This is a genomic window from Flavobacterium akiainvivens (genome assembly GCF_001278115.1).
GTDB lineage: Bacteria > Bacteroidota > Bacteroidia > Flavobacteriales > Flavobacteriaceae > Flavobacterium > Flavobacterium akiainvivens.
In genome coordinates this window covers 1,060,551-1,076,500 of the sequence record NZ_LIYD01000005.1, presented here as the reverse complement: position 1 = coordinate 1,076,500, position 15,950 = coordinate 1,060,551, and the positions used below count along the sequence as shown (strand labels likewise).

16 protein-coding genes and 1 pseudogene are annotated in these 15,950 nt (G+C 44.9%); 6 read left to right on the top strand and 11 right to left on the bottom strand.

Going from position 1 to position 15,950, the window contains the following annotated elements; translation table 11 throughout:
• Positions 1–2 precede the first annotated feature (2 nt).
• A complete protein-coding gene (locus AM279_RS04915) occupies positions 3–731 on the top strand; it encodes a DUF72 domain-containing protein (RefSeq protein ID WP_054406638.1) in 729 nt (242 codons plus the stop codon).
• 1 nt (position 732) lies between these two features.
• Here the strand turns inward: AM279_RS04915 and AM279_RS04910 are convergent, their stop codons facing one another.
• The 6 genes from AM279_RS04910 to AM279_RS04885 form a co-directional block, all read right to left on the bottom strand.
• Positions 733–1,188, bottom strand: a complete 456-nt coding sequence (locus AM279_RS04910) for a hypothetical protein (RefSeq protein ID WP_143090328.1) — start codon at positions 1,186–1,188, stop codon at positions 733–735.
• Positions 1,189–1,236: 48 nt separating this feature from the next.
• The gene (locus AM279_RS04905; RefSeq protein WP_054406636.1) at positions 1,237–3,402 is read right to left on the bottom strand and encodes a catalase; all 2,166 of its coding nucleotides are present in this window, start codon (positions 3,400–3,402) and stop codon (positions 1,237–1,239) included.
• Between the two features lie 27 nt (positions 3,403–3,429).
• Entirely contained in the window at positions 3,430–3,912 is a 483-nt protein-coding gene (locus AM279_RS04900) for an ankyrin repeat domain-containing protein (protein WP_054406635.1), read from the bottom strand.
• Positions 3,913–3,985: 73 nt separating this feature from the next.
• A complete protein-coding gene (locus tag AM279_RS04895) occupies positions 3,986–4,543 on the bottom strand; it encodes a 2'-5' RNA ligase family protein (protein WP_054406634.1) in 558 nt (185 codons plus the stop codon).
• A 69-nt stretch (positions 4,544–4,612) separates the two neighbouring features.
• Positions 4,613–5,407, bottom strand: coding sequence for an SDR family NAD(P)-dependent oxidoreductase (locus tag AM279_RS04890; RefSeq protein ID WP_054406633.1), 795 nt, complete (start codon positions 5,405–5,407; stop codon positions 4,613–4,615).
• 50 nt (positions 5,408–5,457) lie between these two features.
• Positions 5,458–6,627 carry a zinc-dependent alcohol dehydrogenase gene (locus AM279_RS04885; protein ID WP_054406632.1) on the bottom strand — a complete coding sequence of 390 codons (1,170 nt, stop codon included), beginning with the start codon at positions 6,625–6,627 and terminating at the stop codon, positions 5,458–5,460.
• 264 nt (positions 6,628–6,891) lie between these two features.
• Between AM279_RS04885 and AM279_RS04880 the strand changes: the two genes are divergently transcribed.
• Both AM279_RS04880 and AM279_RS04875 read left to right on the top strand, forming a co-directional pair.
• On the top strand, positions 6,892–7,077 hold the full coding sequence (locus AM279_RS04880) for a DUF3606 domain-containing protein (RefSeq protein ID WP_054406631.1): 186 nt from the start codon (positions 6,892–6,894) through the stop codon (positions 7,075–7,077).
• Between the two features lie 47 nt (positions 7,078–7,124).
• On the top strand, positions 7,125–8,552 hold the full coding sequence (locus AM279_RS04875) for an MFS transporter (RefSeq protein ID WP_054406630.1): 1,428 nt from the start codon (positions 7,125–7,127) through the stop codon (positions 8,550–8,552).
• Positions 8,553–8,781: 229 nt separating this feature from the next.
• Here the strand turns inward: AM279_RS04875 and AM279_RS04865 are convergent, their stop codons facing one another.
• Both AM279_RS04865 and ligD read right to left on the bottom strand, forming a co-directional pair.
• Complete coding sequence (locus tag AM279_RS04865) at positions 8,782–9,198, bottom strand: DUF1810 domain-containing protein (protein WP_054406628.1); 417 nt, start codon at positions 9,196–9,198, stop codon at positions 8,782–8,784.
• Position 9,199: 1 nt separating this feature from the next.
• On the bottom strand, positions 9,200–11,878 hold the full coding sequence (gene ligD, locus AM279_RS04860) for a DNA ligase D (protein WP_054406627.1): 2,679 nt from the start codon (positions 11,876–11,878) through the stop codon (positions 9,200–9,202).
• A gap of 102 nt (positions 11,879–11,980) precedes the next feature.
• Here ligD and AM279_RS04855 point away from each other — a divergent pair, with 102 nt between their 5' ends.
• Both AM279_RS04855 and AM279_RS04850 read left to right on the top strand, forming a co-directional pair.
• Positions 11,981–12,379 (top strand): hypothetical protein, encoded by a 399-nt coding sequence (locus AM279_RS04855; protein WP_054406626.1) that lies wholly within the window; start codon positions 11,981–11,983, stop codon positions 12,377–12,379.
• Between the two features lie 19 nt (positions 12,380–12,398).
• On the top strand, positions 12,399–12,878 hold the full coding sequence (locus AM279_RS04850; RefSeq protein WP_054406625.1) for a DUF4385 domain-containing protein: 480 nt from the start codon (positions 12,399–12,401) through the stop codon (positions 12,876–12,878).
• A gap of 33 nt (positions 12,879–12,911) precedes the next feature.
• Here the strand turns inward: AM279_RS04850 and AM279_RS04845 are convergent, their stop codons facing one another.
• The 3 genes from AM279_RS04845 to AM279_RS04835 all read right to left on the bottom strand — a co-directional run bounded on the left by AM279_RS04845 (position 12,912) and on the right by AM279_RS04835 (position 15,204).
• Positions 12,912–13,331, bottom strand: a complete 420-nt coding sequence (locus tag AM279_RS04845; RefSeq protein ID WP_054406624.1) for a response regulator — start codon at positions 13,329–13,331, stop codon at positions 12,912–12,914.
• A 108-nt stretch (positions 13,332–13,439) separates the two neighbouring features.
• Positions 13,440–14,057: an alpha-ketoglutarate-dependent dioxygenase AlkB family protein gene (locus tag AM279_RS04840; protein WP_054406622.1), complete on the bottom strand. Its 618-nt coding sequence runs from the start codon at positions 14,055–14,057 to the stop codon at positions 13,440–13,442.
• Positions 14,044–15,204, bottom strand: a complete 1,161-nt coding sequence (locus tag AM279_RS04835; protein WP_054406620.1) for an exonuclease domain-containing protein — start codon at positions 15,202–15,204, stop codon at positions 14,044–14,046. Before AM279_RS04835 ends, AM279_RS04840 begins: the two co-directional genes overlap by 14 nt.
• A 244-nt stretch (positions 15,205–15,448) precedes the next feature.
• Here AM279_RS04835 and AM279_RS20605 point away from each other — a divergent pair.
• Positions 15,449–15,950 (top strand): annotated as a pseudogene (locus AM279_RS20605) (hypothetical protein); the annotation flags it as partial.

Below are 15,950 nucleotides of genomic sequence, written 5' to 3'. Positions count from 1 at the left end.
CCATGGCAGGAAAAATTTACATAGGCACATCAGGGTGGAGCTATAAGCACTGGATAGGTACGTTTTACCCTGAAGGTACGAAACCGGCACAGCTGTTATCTCTTTACCGCCAATCGTTTAATACGGTAGAGATAAACAGTACCTTTTATGGTGTGCCTGCCAAACAAACCATCATCAACTGGAAAAATGCCGTTGCCGATGATTTTGTTTATGTTGTAAAGGCCAACAGGTACATTACGCATTTTAAAAAGCTGCACGATGCGCAGGAAGAGCTTTTCAATTTTCTGGAAAATGTTTCGGCACTGGAAGAAAAATTAGGCCCTGTTTTATTCCAGTTGCCACCCGGCTTTAAAACGGATACCGTATTGCTGGAGGACTTTTTAAAGCTGTTGCCGAAAGCGTATTGCTACACTTTTGAATTCCGCAACCGAACCTGGTACCAGGAAGAAACATACCGGTTACTGCAAAAATACAATTGTGCCTTCTGCATTTACCAGCTGGCAGGGCATATTTCGCCTATAGAAGTTACGGCCGATTTTGTTTATATCCGCCTGCACGGCCCGAAAGGCAAGTACCAGGGGAATTACAGCGAAGCCGACCTGAGCCTCTGGGCAGAAAGATGCCTGCAATGGTCTGGAAATGAAAAAGATGTATTTGTTTATTTTGATAACGATGAGAAAGGTTACGCGTCCTTTAATGCAAAATGCCTGAATGAGTTGGTTACCCGGTAGTTTAATTTTCTTTATCCAGCAGCTTATAAGTGGTTACGCTAAATAATGTAAACACAATATGTGCAATCAATAGCTGCCTGTAATAACCGTAACGGTAATTATGCGGAGGCCTGTCATGCTGCGAGAAAAGCATTTTCCAGACCGCGATTCCTACCAGACCGCTTAAAATGCCTAAAAGGAGAATTTTATTCCTGGTAGGGCGTGCCAAGGCTTTTTTCCAGATTAGCCAGTACACGGCCATAAAGCCAATGCCTGTGGCATAATGCAACCCCCAACCGGCGGGATGGGCATCTTCGTTGCTTATGGAGGGCAGGTTTTCAGAGTTATCAATCAGCTTGTTTATCATAACCGGCTCTACATATTCTTCATCTTCTTTTTTAGACCTCAGGTAGCTGTACAGCGTCATAAAGCTTGTACCCACAATACCTGCAATTATTATTTTATCAATTGCCTTCATGTTTTTTTGATTAAGAAAGGAAGGCATGGGCCTTCCTTTCGTTATAAATTATTCTGTTATTTTAGGCTCACGCTCCCAAATACGGTGCCTGCCCATCTGGGTAGTAAAATCATCGGTAAACGCTTTTGCAGTACCGTTGTTTATTATAATGCCGGGCAGGCTTTCATCTTTGCCTCCTGACAGTTTGTTGCCAATGGTGGTCCTTTCTATAAGCCCGTTTAAATCGGCATCAAAGCCTATTACTTTGCAATGCCTGTAGGCATCGTTAATAAACTCAATTACATTATCGTTTTCTTCCAATACTGCATTGTTTTGAGACGCCGGCACATATACCGCATCAAACAATACCGATGACGATGAGAAAAACGCAAAGTCAACCTTAATTTCCGTACCCGCATCGCTCTTAATGCTGCCTGCATGGGGGCCAACAATCTTAGCCGCTGCACCTTTTGCCTCCAGGGCTTTTTTAAGCGCGTTCAGTGATTTTTCGCTTACGCCGTCGCCACACAAAAAGGCAACCTGCCGGGTTTCGATACTATCTGTAGTAGTTGGGTTTTTAACCATGCTCAGGGCATCGCTGGGCTGGTAGCTTTTATCAACTGGCTTAGGTTCGTGTTTGTTTGGGTCGGCATCGGCGCCTACGCCATGGTTCATGGGCTTTTCAGGATGTTTAGGCACTGCAATACCAAGGCCAGATGCTACCTTTTTAGCCAGTGTTGCATCTACCTGGCTAAGCAAGCCCAGCATACGTTCGCGTATGGCCACCGTTTCTACCTTGCTTAATTCAAAGCGCAGGGCCTTTATAATATGGTTCTGCTCGGTTTCAGTCTGGCTGTTAAAGAACAGGGCAGCCTGGCTAAAGTGGTCGGCAAAGCTTTCGCTGCGCTCGCGCACTTTGTGTGCCTCAATCCTTTCATAGTGGCTTACAAATCCGCCCTCAGCTTCTTTGGCCTGCGCCGGATAGCCATTGTTTAGCGTATTAGGGCTATAGGCCACGCGGCCCACATTAATTTCCTGCCTCATGTGCCCGTCGCGCTGGTTGTTGTGCATTGGGGCAATAGTGCGGTTGATGGGGATTTCATGAAAGTTAGGGCTTCCAAGCCTTGATAATTGCGTATCAGTATAAGAAAACAGCCTTCCCTGTAGCAGCGGATCGTTACTAAAATCGATGCCCGGTACTACATGCCCAGGGTGAAACGCCACTTGTTCTGTCTCTGCAAAGAAGTTATCGGGGTTGCGGTTTAGTACCAGTTTACCAATTATGGTTACGGGCACGACTTCCTCAGGGATAATTTTGGTAGGGTCTAATAAATCAAAATTGAACTTGTGCTCATCTTCTTCGGGGACTAACTGCACGCCAAATTCCCATTCGGGGAAGTTGCCCATCTCGATATTATCATACAGGTCTCGGCGGTGAAAATCCGGGTCGTTGCCCGAAATTTTAAGGGCTTCATCCCACACCACGGCATGTGTGCCCAGCTTTGGTTTTAAGTGGAATTTTACAAAAGTTGATTTACCCTCGGCATTTATAAAACGGAAGGTATGGATGCCAAAGCCTTCCATCATGCGGTAAGAGCGTGGTATCGCACGGTCGCTCATGGCCCACATAATCATGTGCATGCTTTCAGGCATTAAGGAAATAAAGTCCCAAAAGGTATCGTGTGCCGATGCTGCCTGTGGTATCTCGTTATGCGGCTCAGGCTTTACTGCGTGTATAAGGTCGGGGAACTTCATGGCATCCTGAATAAAAAATACGGGGATGTTGTTGCCCACCATATCAAAAATACCTTCCTGTGTGTAGAACTTAATGGCAAAGCCGCGTACATCGCGTGCCAAATCGGTCGAGCCCCTAAAGCCTGCCACCGTAGAAAAGCGTACAAATACCGGCGTGCGGGTAGTGGTGTCGTTTAAAAAGCCTGCTTTGGTATATTCACTTACATTGCCAAATGCCTCAAAGTAGCCGTGCGCCCCTGACCCGCGTGCGTGCACAATGCGTTCCGGAATGCGCTCGTGGTCAAAATGCGTTATCTTTTCGCGCATTATAAAGTCTTCGAGCAAAGACGGGCCGCGCTCACCGGCTTTTAGTGAGTTGTGGTCGTTATTGATTTTAACGCCGTGGTCGGTAGTAATAAACTGCCCATCGCTGTATTCCCTGTTTTTTTCCAGGTCCTGCAGCTTGGCATTTTCGTTAGGAGGTGTGTTGTTTTTTTTCATTGTAAGTCAGTTTTTGTAAAGTGTGTTTTATGCGGTTAACTGTTGCAGCTTTGCTACAGCTACGCTATTTCCCTGTTGTTGTGCAAGGTCTGCGGCGGTCATGCCCCGGGCGTCGGTAAGTGTAGTGTGGGCACCACTTTCTATTAGCAGGTCAACCAATTCGTTTCGTCCAAACATGGCTGCAAACATTAGTGCTGTTCCGCCATTACCATGCTGGGCATTAAGGTTTGCATTGCGGTTAATAAGTACCTGGGCAACATTTTCATAGCCTTTAAAACAGGCTCCCATAAGGGCGGTATTACCGCTGTTATCGGGCATATTTATGTTAGCCCCGGCATCTAACAGCGCTGTTACGGCTTCAGGCTGGTTGTTATAGGCGGCAATTATAAGCGGGGTAAAGCCGCGCTCGTCTTTTATATCAAGGTCTTTCAGGTGCGAGAAAATCTCTTTGAGCACGGGTACATTGCCCTGTCTTGAGGCAGCAAAAAGTGCGTTTGTAATGTCATCCATAGTAGTTAGTTTTTTTAGCATCCTGAATTTACAAATACCTTTAACGGCAGACACTTAAGGTTTTGCTAAAACTTTAGTTTTCAGCGTTATTAAGAGCGATTTTAAATGAGTCCCTAAAACCAAGGTGCTTTTCAGGCATTAGTTTTCGCAACACATTTACTTCTGTACACAGCCATTGTGCTGAAAAATCCAGGTTTTGCAGATAGGGAAGGAGCTCAGTATACGTTTCGTGCGGTATTTTTTTTGCGAGGCTTATGTGGGGCGACTTTGCAGCAGACTTTAAACATTCCGCAAGTTGTATAATTGGGGCAGGGTTTTCCACATTAAGATATACAGTTACACTATGCCCGTGGTCAAAAACACCCCAGCCGTTTATTATAACAGGAAATGCTTTTTGCCCGGCTAACAGTTGTGCAACTGTGGCGGCAAAATCATCTTCATCGGTCAACTTGTCTGTCAGGGTAATATGGGCAATGGAGTGGAGGTTGCGTTCTGTTATACCGGCAATATTGTTGAGGTCGCGTTTTATTTTTGCAATGGCTGCCTTTACTTCTTCCGGAGGCGAGAGCACTACTAAAAAGGCGTATAACGGCCCAAAAAGCGATGTTTGGTTATAGATGCGTTTTTTCATATGCACTGTATTGGATTAAGGCATATTATAAAACAGGTTCAGGCATTCTTTGCCTGAACCTGAATGATATTATTTATTAAGTGGCTCCTGCTGGCTTTTCATCTGGTCGGCGAGCATGGTATCGGGGGTTACATTGCCCAATGCCACCTGCACTTTATTCTTAAAGCCTGAAACCACTTTGTCCTTGCCGGCCATTAAGGCTTCATAGCCATCTTTGGCTACATCGGCGGGGTCGGATAAAGATGCCTTATCCTGAACCGCTTTGCTTTCGGTCATACCGGCTTTATTAAAAAAATCAGTATCGGTAGCACCCGGCAGCAAAGCGGTTACGGTAATTTCGGTATCTTTTACCTCAGAGCGCAGCGCCTCTGTAAACGATAATACAAATGCCTTGGTGCCGTGGTATACAGCTTGCCATGGGCCCGGTACAGTGCCGGCAATAGAAGCCAAGTTTAATATTTTACCCCCGTTACGGGCAACCATATCTTTTAAAAATGCTTTGGTAAGGATAATGGTTGAAGCGATATTAAGGTCTATGATTTTAAGCTCCTTTTCAATATCGTTGTCCTGAAACAGGCCGTAGGCGCCCTGCCCGGCATTATTGACCAAAACATCAATTTCAATTCCTTGAGCTTTAACTTCATCGTAAATCGAAAACGCTTCATCTCGTACAAAAAGGTCTTTGGCAAGCGTTACCACTTTAATACCATAAGTTGAAAGCTGGCTGGCAGTTGCATCAAGTTCAGATTGATCACGGGCTACGATAACCAGGTTATAGTTATCCTGTGCGAAAAGCTTGGCGAGTTCCAGGCCTATACCGCTCGTGGCACCGGTAATCAATGCATATTTTTTATAGTCTGTCATAAGTATGTTTTTAAATTGTTTTTAAGTTGTTATTCTAAATATAGTGGCGTTTATGCCCACGGGTCCAATACCACCTTTACACACCCATCTTCTTTTTTATTGAAAATATCATAGGCATGCGAAATTTCGGTAAGGGGCAGCCTGTGCGTTATAATATCGTCAAGCACTACCTTTCCCTCGGTTACATAACCTAATAGCTTGTCAATGTGTTTATGGGCGGGAGCCTGGCCTCCCTTAAGGATAATACCTTTATCAAAAAACTGGCCTACCGGGAAATTATCATACGTGGTTGGATATACACCCAAAACGGATACAATCCCCCCGCGACGCACCGCACTCATACAGGCTTCAAGTACCTTGACCGACCCTTTTTCAAGATTAAGTACCGCCTTCGCCCTGTCCATAAAATTACGATCGGGCTCAAAACCTACAGCATCAACACATACATCGGCGCCGCGGCCCTGGGTTAAATCGCGTATCTGTGCAACTACGTCCTTAGGACCATCAGTCCACAAAATAGTATCACAGCCCGCTGCGGCCTTAGCTTTATCGAGGCGGTATTGCACGGTATCGACGACAATTACCCTTGCGGCACCACGCAGCCAGGCACTTTTAGCAGCCATGATACCCACGGGGCCGGAGCCAAAAATGGCTACAGTTTCGCCACCCTTTACCTCTCCCCAGTCGATACCGGTATATCCGGTAGGGAATATATCCGTAAGGAACAATGCCTGCTCATCGGTTAAGTTATCCGGCACCACACGCGGACCAAAGTTTGCATAGGGTACACGTACATATTGTGCCTGCCCGCCGTCATAGCCACCGTATAAATCGGTGTAGCCAAACAACGCGCCGCCTTTTTCAGTTAGCAGACCGCCTTCCGGGCCGTAATGTTCGGGGTTGCTGTGCTCGCAATGGCCGGGTAACTCATGATTACAGAAAAAGCAGCTACCACAGGCAACGGGAAAGGGCACGACCACACGGTCGCCCACTTTTAGGTGCGTCACATTTTTGCCTACCTCCTCAATAATCCCCATAAACTCATGACCCAATACCATGGGGCGGGGTTGTGGGATACCGCCGGAGTAGATGTGCAGGTCTGAACCGCAGATGGCCGTCGTGGTAACTTTTAAAATAATGTCGTCCGGATTTTGGATTTTAGGGTCGTCGATGGTATCACATTTAATACTTCCAGGCCCATGGATTACTGCTGCTTTCATATAATTGGTTTTTTAAATTTTATGCGTAGTTGCTATAGTATATATAGGGAATTAGCATTTTGATAAAGTTACCTTATGTAAATGCCAAAATATTGTAATAAAAAGATAAAGGTTTGGTAATTAATTATTAAGGGGATTAATTGCTTTTGGCACTCACATTCATTCCTTAAAAATTTAATGCCTTAACAGATTGTAATAAGGCGACGTTAAAAGGTTATTTTTTGTCTGACTTATTAATTAATTTTAGATAATAAATTTTTAATCATGAGTGATAACAAGAACTATACAGGAAGCCCTGACCGTGACCGTATTAATACATCAGAAGATTATGAAGTGCGCTATTGGTCGGAAAAATTTGGTGTTAGCAGCCAAGAGTTGATAGATGCTGTTAAAAATTCAGGTAGTAACAGCCCTGAAAAAGTTGAGGAATACCTAAAAAAACAAAAGTAAGGATTGTGATAAGCAATCCTTTTTCATTGTAGTACCGTCACCAAAATATGGAAGAACTTACTTCACCTATTAAGACAGAGAAAAAGTTAGAGAAGAAAAAAAAAGAACGCATTGCCACAAACCTTTTGCCTTGGGTAACGGCTGTCGCCATGTTCATTCAGTCGCTGGATGGTACCATACTGAACACATCCCTGCCGTCAATAGCGCGCGACATGGACTATTCGCCGACAGCGATGCATTCAGTCATTGTAACCTATGCGCTAACGCTCGCCCTATTTATCCCTTTATCGGGATGGCTCGCTGATAAATTCGGGACCAGGACTATGTTTATCATTGCCGTGGCACTGTTTGTAACCGGGTCGTTATGCTGCGCCCTGTCGGTTAACCTAATGACCTTTAACCTCTCCCGTATATTACAGGCAATAGGTGCTTCGATGATGGTGCCCATCGCCCGGCTCGCCATATTGTACCAATACCCGAAGAGTGAGCTGTTGAAAACCATGAACTTCATTACGGTCTTTGGATTGCTTGGAATGGTTGTCGGCCCAAGCCTTGGCGGGTTCCTGTCGGATAATTTTTCATGGCACTGGATCTTTTTAGTCAATGTCCCAATCGGGCTTTTAGGTATTTCACTGGCTAAACGGGTAATGCCTAATTTTAAAAAGGCCGTAGGGCGGTTTGATTTTCGCGGGCTTGTGTACTTTAGCCTCGCACTGATCTCAATAACAATAGTCCTGGAGCTTGTAAGTAAAGGGCTGACCCATTGGGTAGCCATATTGGGTGCACTGCTCCTTTTCAACCTGTTGGCAGCATTCTATTACCTCCATTACAAAAAAACGGAAAAACCAATTATAGACCTCAGGCTGCTTAACATAAAAACCCTTAAGATTGGGCTCACCGGCAGCCTTATTACGCGCTTGGGTATCGGCGGGCTTCCCTTGCTGTTACCGCTTATGTTACAGACGGGTTTTGGGTACTCGGCTTCTGTATCAGGCCTTTTGCTTTTGCCCTCGGCATTGGCTAATGTAGCTATAAAGCCTTTTATGGTACGTATCATAAAAGCATTGGGCTATCGCACAGTACTGATCAGCAATACCATTCTTTTGGGTGTTGTATTAATTATATTGGGATTTGTGGAGCGTGATACACCACTAGGCTACTACATCCTGCTTATGGTGTTTTATGGGTTCTTTACCTCAATCCAGATGTCAGCGATGAATACCATTACACTGGTTGACCTGGATGAGAATACAAAAAGCGGGGGAAATACCATGTTGGTAATTATGCAGCAGCTCTCGGTAAGTTTTGGTGTTTCGGTAGCAAGCCTTATACTTTCTTTTTTCCAGTCCGATGCTTTTGAGATGAACCGGACGCAGCCTTTTCATTACACCTTTATAGCACTTGCGGCCTTTACGATTTTATCGAGCCTTACCTTCAGGAGGCTTAGTAAATCAGACGGTAATGGTTTTGTGTGATTGTAATTAAAACAAATATTTATCCAATACTTCGCCGCCTTTAAATTAGTTTTTGCGCAGGATTGTGTTGGTACGCCGGCAATACTGGACTTCGACAAAGAAATCGTTGACAGCGTACAGAAGGTACATGATATCTTCGCGGTACAGCGTTTTAAGGTGCAGGCCGATCTCCCAAACAATTTGTTGTTGCAGTTGTTCGTCCCTGGAAAGATATTTGTACAGTTTCATTTTAGTAGTACTTCAGTAATTCAAGTGTATTACTATCCGGCCTCCCCTGAAAGTACCTGTCGATAGTTTCCTGAAAAACAGGGTCGGTGTTTTGGACCTGGCCGAATAGCGTCATGCTGGAGTGCAGCTTCAGGTCATCCGGATATCCAAAGATAGCAGAAGCGGTTGTGTCGTGTAAGCCCAGCAAAGCCTTCGTAATTTCGATTAGGCGTTTCCCTAAGACGGGATGATTAAGATATTGTGTTGCTTCCTCTATATCGGATATAGCATAGTGGTTTGCCATGGGACTGTTTCCCAAACCTTTCAGTTGCGGAAAAATAAACCACATCCAGTGTGTGCGTTTTTTGCCGCTTTCTATTTCCTCCAACGCCTGCGAATACACATCGCGCTGCGCATCTGTAAACCGTTCAAGCCCCATATCAGTTTTTTTTATAAAAGGCATCCTGTGCCTGTTCCAGTGCTTTTTCCATATCTATACCTTCTTCCAAGGTCCCTTTAAACAGATCCCCTTCACTTTTAATGCGCTCCAGTGCATTTCTTATAGTAAAATCTTTCATCTTCAGGCCTTTCTTGACTTCATCCCAATGCAGGGGCATGGAAACGGTCGCACCCGGTTTGGGGCGCAATGAGTAGGCACAAGCAATGGTGGCACCGGGCCGGTTCTGTAGAAAGTCGAGGTACATTTTTCCATTACGGTCTTTTATCTTTCTTTCTAAGGAAGTAAAATCAGGGAGCCTGTCATGCACTATCGAGACCAATAAACGCGCAAACATCTGGGATTGGTCGTAGGAATATCTTGCCCCGAGCGGAATATATATGTGTATGCCTGTAGAGCCCGAAGTCTTTACATAACTTGGTACGTTTATTGCATCCAAAACATCCTTGACTTCTCGCGCCGCCTGTATTACCTGCTCAAAAGTCGTCTTGTCTGAGGGGTCAAGGTCGATAACGCAGTAGTCGGGGTTGTCCGGATGTGTTGTCTTGCTGAACCACGGGTTCATTTCAATGCAGCCAAGGGATGCCATCCAGAGCAGGGTAGCCTCATCGTTGCCTACCAAAAATTCCTTATCCTCGCCATCGCTGGTATGGTACGGATAGGTCTTCGCCCAATCGGGCGCTTTGCCCTTCACATCTTTTTGATAAAAGCTTTTACCGTGTATGCCACTCGGGAACCTGTTTAAGGACAAGGGGCGGTCTTTGAGGTGTGGAAGGATATATTCGGCTACCTGGTGATAATAATTGAACATATCACGCTTGGTATAGCCCTCTTCCGGCCAGTAGACCTTGCTCAGGTTGGTAAACTTCAGGTTATGCCCGTTTACTTTTTTTACCTGTGTTTCTTCCTTGGGGTTCAGTAATGTGGTCGCGCTGCTGCGCTTCGGCGGGGCGACTAATTTCTCCTTCCTTCCCTCATTTGTCGTGATAGTGGCGGTCGCTGTGGCGGTTTCCCTTACCACATCCTTGGCTTTTTTATCGCTGCGCATCCCTTCGAAAGAAGGGTGACGGAATACCCCGTCGGCGGTTACTTCGATAAAGCTTACTTCACATACCAACTCGGGTTTTAGCCATGTTGCTTTTGCTTTGGGGGGATTAGGCCTAAAGCGGGAAGGTTTGTTTACATCCGGCTCGGTATCAAAAGGCATCGTATCGATGATAAGGGGTTTGAAGAGTTCCATCATCTCCTTTTGTTTTTTATCACTGAACCCGGTACCCACTTTACCGACATACTCCAACTTTCCTTTTTCATAAACGCCAAGCAGCAGGGAACTGAACTGCTTAGAGGTGCCTTCATTTTTGGTAAAGCCCCCTATCACGACCTCCTGGCGTTGGTTGACTTTAATTTTCAGCCAGTCTTTTGAACGGCTGTCAATAGCATACGTGCTATCCGTTTTTTTTGCCATGATACCTTCAAGTCCCATCTTTTGCGCTGCCTCAAAGAAGTCAATCCCATTAATGTCAAACACTCGGCTGAGGCGCACATGGTCGTCATTGGCAGGCAGGATCTCTCTTAGTATCGCCTGCCGCTCTGAAAGTGGCAGCCCGGTAATATCCTTTCCGTCATACCACAAAATATCAAAGGCATAATACACGAGGTCGCCATCTGCTTCACTGCGCCAGTTCTGCAGGGCACTGAAGTTAGCTTTGCCGTCCTTTCCTATAACCAGGATTTCCCCATCAAACACTGCATTGATACTCCAGGAATCCATAACTGCGGCAATAGGATAATATTTCTCAGTAAAGGACTTGATATTGCGGGATAGCAACTCTGTTTTTCCTTTATTGACATACGCCAGAGCCCGGTAGCCGTCCCATTTTACTTCGTAGCTCCATCCGGGGCTGTCGAACGGTTCATTTACCAATGTGGCAAGCATAGGCTTAACCTCGGTAAGCATTTTACTTTTTTTACCTTTCTTTAAAAGGTCATTCGCCTGCAGTTCTTGTGGTTTCTCTGAGGTATCCACTTTTTTCTCCAGTTTTTCCTGCTGCGACTCCGCTGGTTTCTGCCCGTATATGTTTTTGCTTGTTTTGGCTAACTGTTCCAGTGTTTTTTTTGAAATCACCGACTTATCTTTCAGTGTAATGTCTTTCTCACTGGCATATTTATCATCAAGCTTCATCAGCAACCAGCCATTCTCTCCACGCCCATGCGCCTTTACAAGGGCAAACGCCCCTTTCAGCTTTTCGCCATGCAGCACAAACTTGATCTTTCCACTATGCAACCCTGCCCGCAATTCCTTGTCCTGTTCCTTTTTTGTGGCAGCTTCCGATTCAAAAGGCTCATAAAAACCTTCATCCCAAACTATCACAGTGCCACCCCCATATTGCCCCTGAGGTATAATCCCTTCAAAGTTGCGGTAATCGTAAGGATGGTCCTCGACCATCATAGCAAGCCGTTTTACGTCCGGGTCAACAGAAGGCCCTTTAGGTACCGCCCAGCTTTTCAGCACGCCCTCCATCTCCAGTCGGAAATCGTAATGCAGGTGCGAGGCAGCGTGCTTCTGGACTACGAACCTCAATTTGTTTTCATTGCCCTTGCCTCCAAAAGGTTCTGGTGTTTTGGAAGCGTCCCGTTTTTGTTTGTATTTATCTAATGCCATGGCTGTAAATGCTATAATTCACTTAAAGTTAGCCTAATTAATGCAAATCGTAAATGGGTTTACCATAACTTTAAGTTTACATTCCGTTACGTTTATTGAGATATGACAAGCATTACCACCCAAATTACATGGCTTTTTATACTGGCGATTCCTATAGCCTGTGTAGCCTGGACCGTTACCCAAGAAGAGGTATTCCGCGAACCGAGGGAATACTGCATTACCTGTAGCAAGAATTCCAAAACATTGTTGCGAAGGAAATTCTTTTATCTCTTTACCTGCGAATACTGCTTTAGCCACTACATCACTGCCATTTTCCTGGCATTATCAGAATTTCAGTTGCTCCTAAGCGGTTGGAGAGGCTACCTGATCGCGGGGTTTGCTTTGGTATTTGTAGCCAATTTTTACATGAGTATTTTTGCGCTGCTGCGCCAGGCCATAAAAAAGGAAAAAGTAGAGATTGCGGTATTACAAAAAGAAGGCGAAACGGATCGCAAGCCGTAATTTAATATGTTGATCAAGAATGGAGAAGCCAAGCTACCTAAATTTCGATAGTAATAATTATCCATGGAAACCCGATATTAATTACAGGGAGTATCCGGAATTATACAAGGTAGGCAAAGGTGAGCAGGGTGTTTTGATTTGTGAGCCTTACAAAAGCGAAATAGGCCAGCACTGGAGGTTTAGAAATGTTGAGATTGCTAAAGACAGCAGTGCTAAAATTTATGGCCTCTTTAATGCCTATCTGGATAAAAGGGAATTTGTGGGCGCGGATATGGCACGAAAATATTTGCAGATGGGATACACCCGCGCCAGGCGCTATGCCAATTTTAAGGGCGGCAAAAAATACGACAAGGATAATAATTATGAACCTTTGGAACGAGGTACCGGGGATGTTGAGAAAGCCGCAGCAGCGGATGTGTTCTATAAATTATGGAAAATCGCCGAGTCTAATCCGGAATACCGTGCTTTAAAAAAAGAATGGAAGGTCAAATATGGCTAGCGAGTAGTTTTTCCCACTTAGTCGATTATAGTATTAAACTACCGGAGTTAGGCTATTGTTCCAATAATCGAGGATTTGCTGCACTGTTTTTTTAAGGTCGGAGTAAATTGAGGGCTTTTGAAAATAACCTTGCACCGATAACTCGTATGCCTTATTTACCCAGGCTGCATCATTAGAGGTAGAAAGGAAAATATAGGGAGCGCATTTTTTGGTAAGTTCGCTATTTTCTAAAATAATTTTTCGCAAATCAAACCCGTTCATCATCGGCATATTGATATCGGATATGACAATGAAAGGCTTACTGCTGTGTGCCTTTATATAATCAAGAGCCTCGTAGGCATTGGCAACATACTTCCTGGTGTTTGCAACGTTCAATTCCGTGAACACTTCTTCGATGTAATCCCTGTCATCGGCATCATCTTCAATAATGAGTATGTCCCCTTTTTTTATCATAAGAAAAATTAAGCAGTAAAGTTACTCTAAATCTCAACAATAGTTAAATCTATTAACAGAATATTACATGTTTTAAAAGTACGCACTAAAAACATTTGAATTAAAAAACTAGAATTTTTTTAACTGCCTGAAGGTAAGATTAACCCTTGGCAACATATCTTTTGAAGACTTAGGAATATGGTGTTCCCAATGTGTATTGGTAGTGCCCGACATCAATAGCAGGGTACCATGATGGAGTGGTATTTCAACCTGCCCGATTTCTTTATTGGTTTTGTGCCGAAACTTAAAAGGCCTTGTCTGCCCAAACGTTAGCGAGGCAATATTTGGATTGCGCCCAATCTTGTGTTCTTTATCAGAATGCCAGGCAACACTGTCATTGCCGTCACGATAAAGGTTTAAAAGCACGGCATTGAATTGAAGTCCTGTTTCCTGTTCAACTTTCCTACGCAATGCTAAAAGTTCCGGTGTCCACGGTAACGCATTTTCATCGACTACTTCCTGCTCGCCATACCAGGCGATCATGCGCGGTGATGTAACTATTTTATCATACATCGGGATCTTATATTGCTGCCATGGTGTATTTGACAGCAATACTGTATAATATTCATCAGCTTCCGCTTTCGGGATGAAGCCTTCATAATGCATCAATTCCAAATCCGGGAGGTCAATGTATTTTTTTTGACCGTTGCCTATTGTAAATAAGTCCGTATCGTTAAAAAGTGTCATAATCGTATTCTTGTGTTTTTGCTACAGAAGGCCTGAGCACCCTTGCAGGGAATTTTGCTGCATACCCTTCAATGAGCTGTATAACGTAGGCGTTCCCTTTATATGGGGTCAGGTAATCCTTGATTTGAGAAACATCGGTAATTGCTACGTCCGAAGGTATGTAGCCCATACCATAAAAATGGCCTTTTTCCACCCATACACAACTACGTTCCTCCCGGTTCCTCCCTTTTTCAACGATGGCATAGCTTGGCCTGGAGGATTCCAGGAAATTAATTGCGTTATGTACTGACTCGTTGTGGGTTTCCATATCGGGCAATGCCATAAGGACGCAGTCATTATTTTCGTGGTTTCCCGTCCCATAGTGGCAAAACCTTTGGCTGATGGAAAATTGCGCTGCAAGTTTCAAGAGCACGTTTACCGCGTCATGCAATGAATGGAACATCTCAATATAGGACTGCTGTTTTGTGAGCTTTCCTATAGCGAGATACCGATACCCATTGCGCGCTTCGTATTCGTACAAGCCGAATTTCGGGTCAAACTTTTTCAACGCCCTGTTGTGGATGGGCCAAAGTTTTTTAATCTCGCAACATTCGAGCAGTAACGCCATAAATTCTGATGCACATACTTCAAATGAAATACTGTAAATGTCGCGAAGAAAGTTCTGCCGTTGCGGAGTAATCTTATGGCCTGAGAAATGCTGTGCCACTCGCTTCTTAAGGTTCTTCGCCTTTCCTACATAGACTACCTTCTTTTCCCTGCTGTAGAAATAATATCCCCCTGGTTTTTCAGGCAGCGCATCAAAATCTTCATGGGGAAGGTTAGGAGGGAGGCGCTGGTCCTGGGACGTTTTTCTGATCATCTTGTCGATGATGCCCTCATCATCCCATCCAAGCAATTGCGTTAATAGTATAGAGGTGGCGTTGGCATCCCCTCCGGCGCGGTGGGCATGCGTCAAGGGTATATCCAAAGAACGGCACAGGTTGCCCAAGCTATATGAGGGCAGCCCCGGCTTAATTTTACGGGCTGCACGGACGGTACATAATTTGTTTTTCGCGCTCCATTTTAGCCCCGCCCTGCTGAGTTCATGACGGATAAAAGAATGGTCAAAGTTGACATTATGGGCAACAAAAACGCGTCCTGAAAGCATTTCATAAACCGTTTTGGACAAACCAGTGCAAACTGACCCCTCTTGGCCGATTTAAAAAGACCCCTCTCGCCGGCTGAAACTGACCCCCTTTCGCCGGAGCAAACTGACCCCTGTTGGCCAGTTTAAATTGACCCCTCAAAAAAAGTAGAAAAAGTAGTCTTGTGGCGGGCTTTTGGAACAAGGATTAGTTTAGCGTTTTGATAAACTAATCCTGAGATAGACCATGTCCAATAAGCCGATAAAGATGAATAAATTAAGACAGATTATCCGTCTGTACTGCCAGGGTACAGGCATTAAGACCATCCATGGGATGGTGGGTACCTCCCGCAACACCATCAAGAAGTACGTCCGGGTCTGGAACACGCTGGACATGGATTTTGAAGCCTTTAGCGCCCGTAGTGACAGCGAACTCTCGGTTATCTTTACCACCCCTGTTGCCAAAATCCACAGCAGCCCGCGCATGCGGGAACTGGAACCACTGTTGCCTGAACTCTGTAAAAGGCTTAAAAAGAAAGGTATGACCCGTGAGATCCTCTACAAGGAATATCTCGAAAAACATCCGGATGGCTATAGCCGTTCGAGTTTTAATAATGCCATCCATACGTACCTTCAACTCTCCAAACCGGTCATGCATGTGGAACATAAGGCCGGTGATAAGATATACATCGACTTTGCCGGCAGCAAGCTCAGGGTTGGCCAGGGAGAGGCTGCACGTGAGGTGGAGGTTTTTGTAGCCATACTGGGCT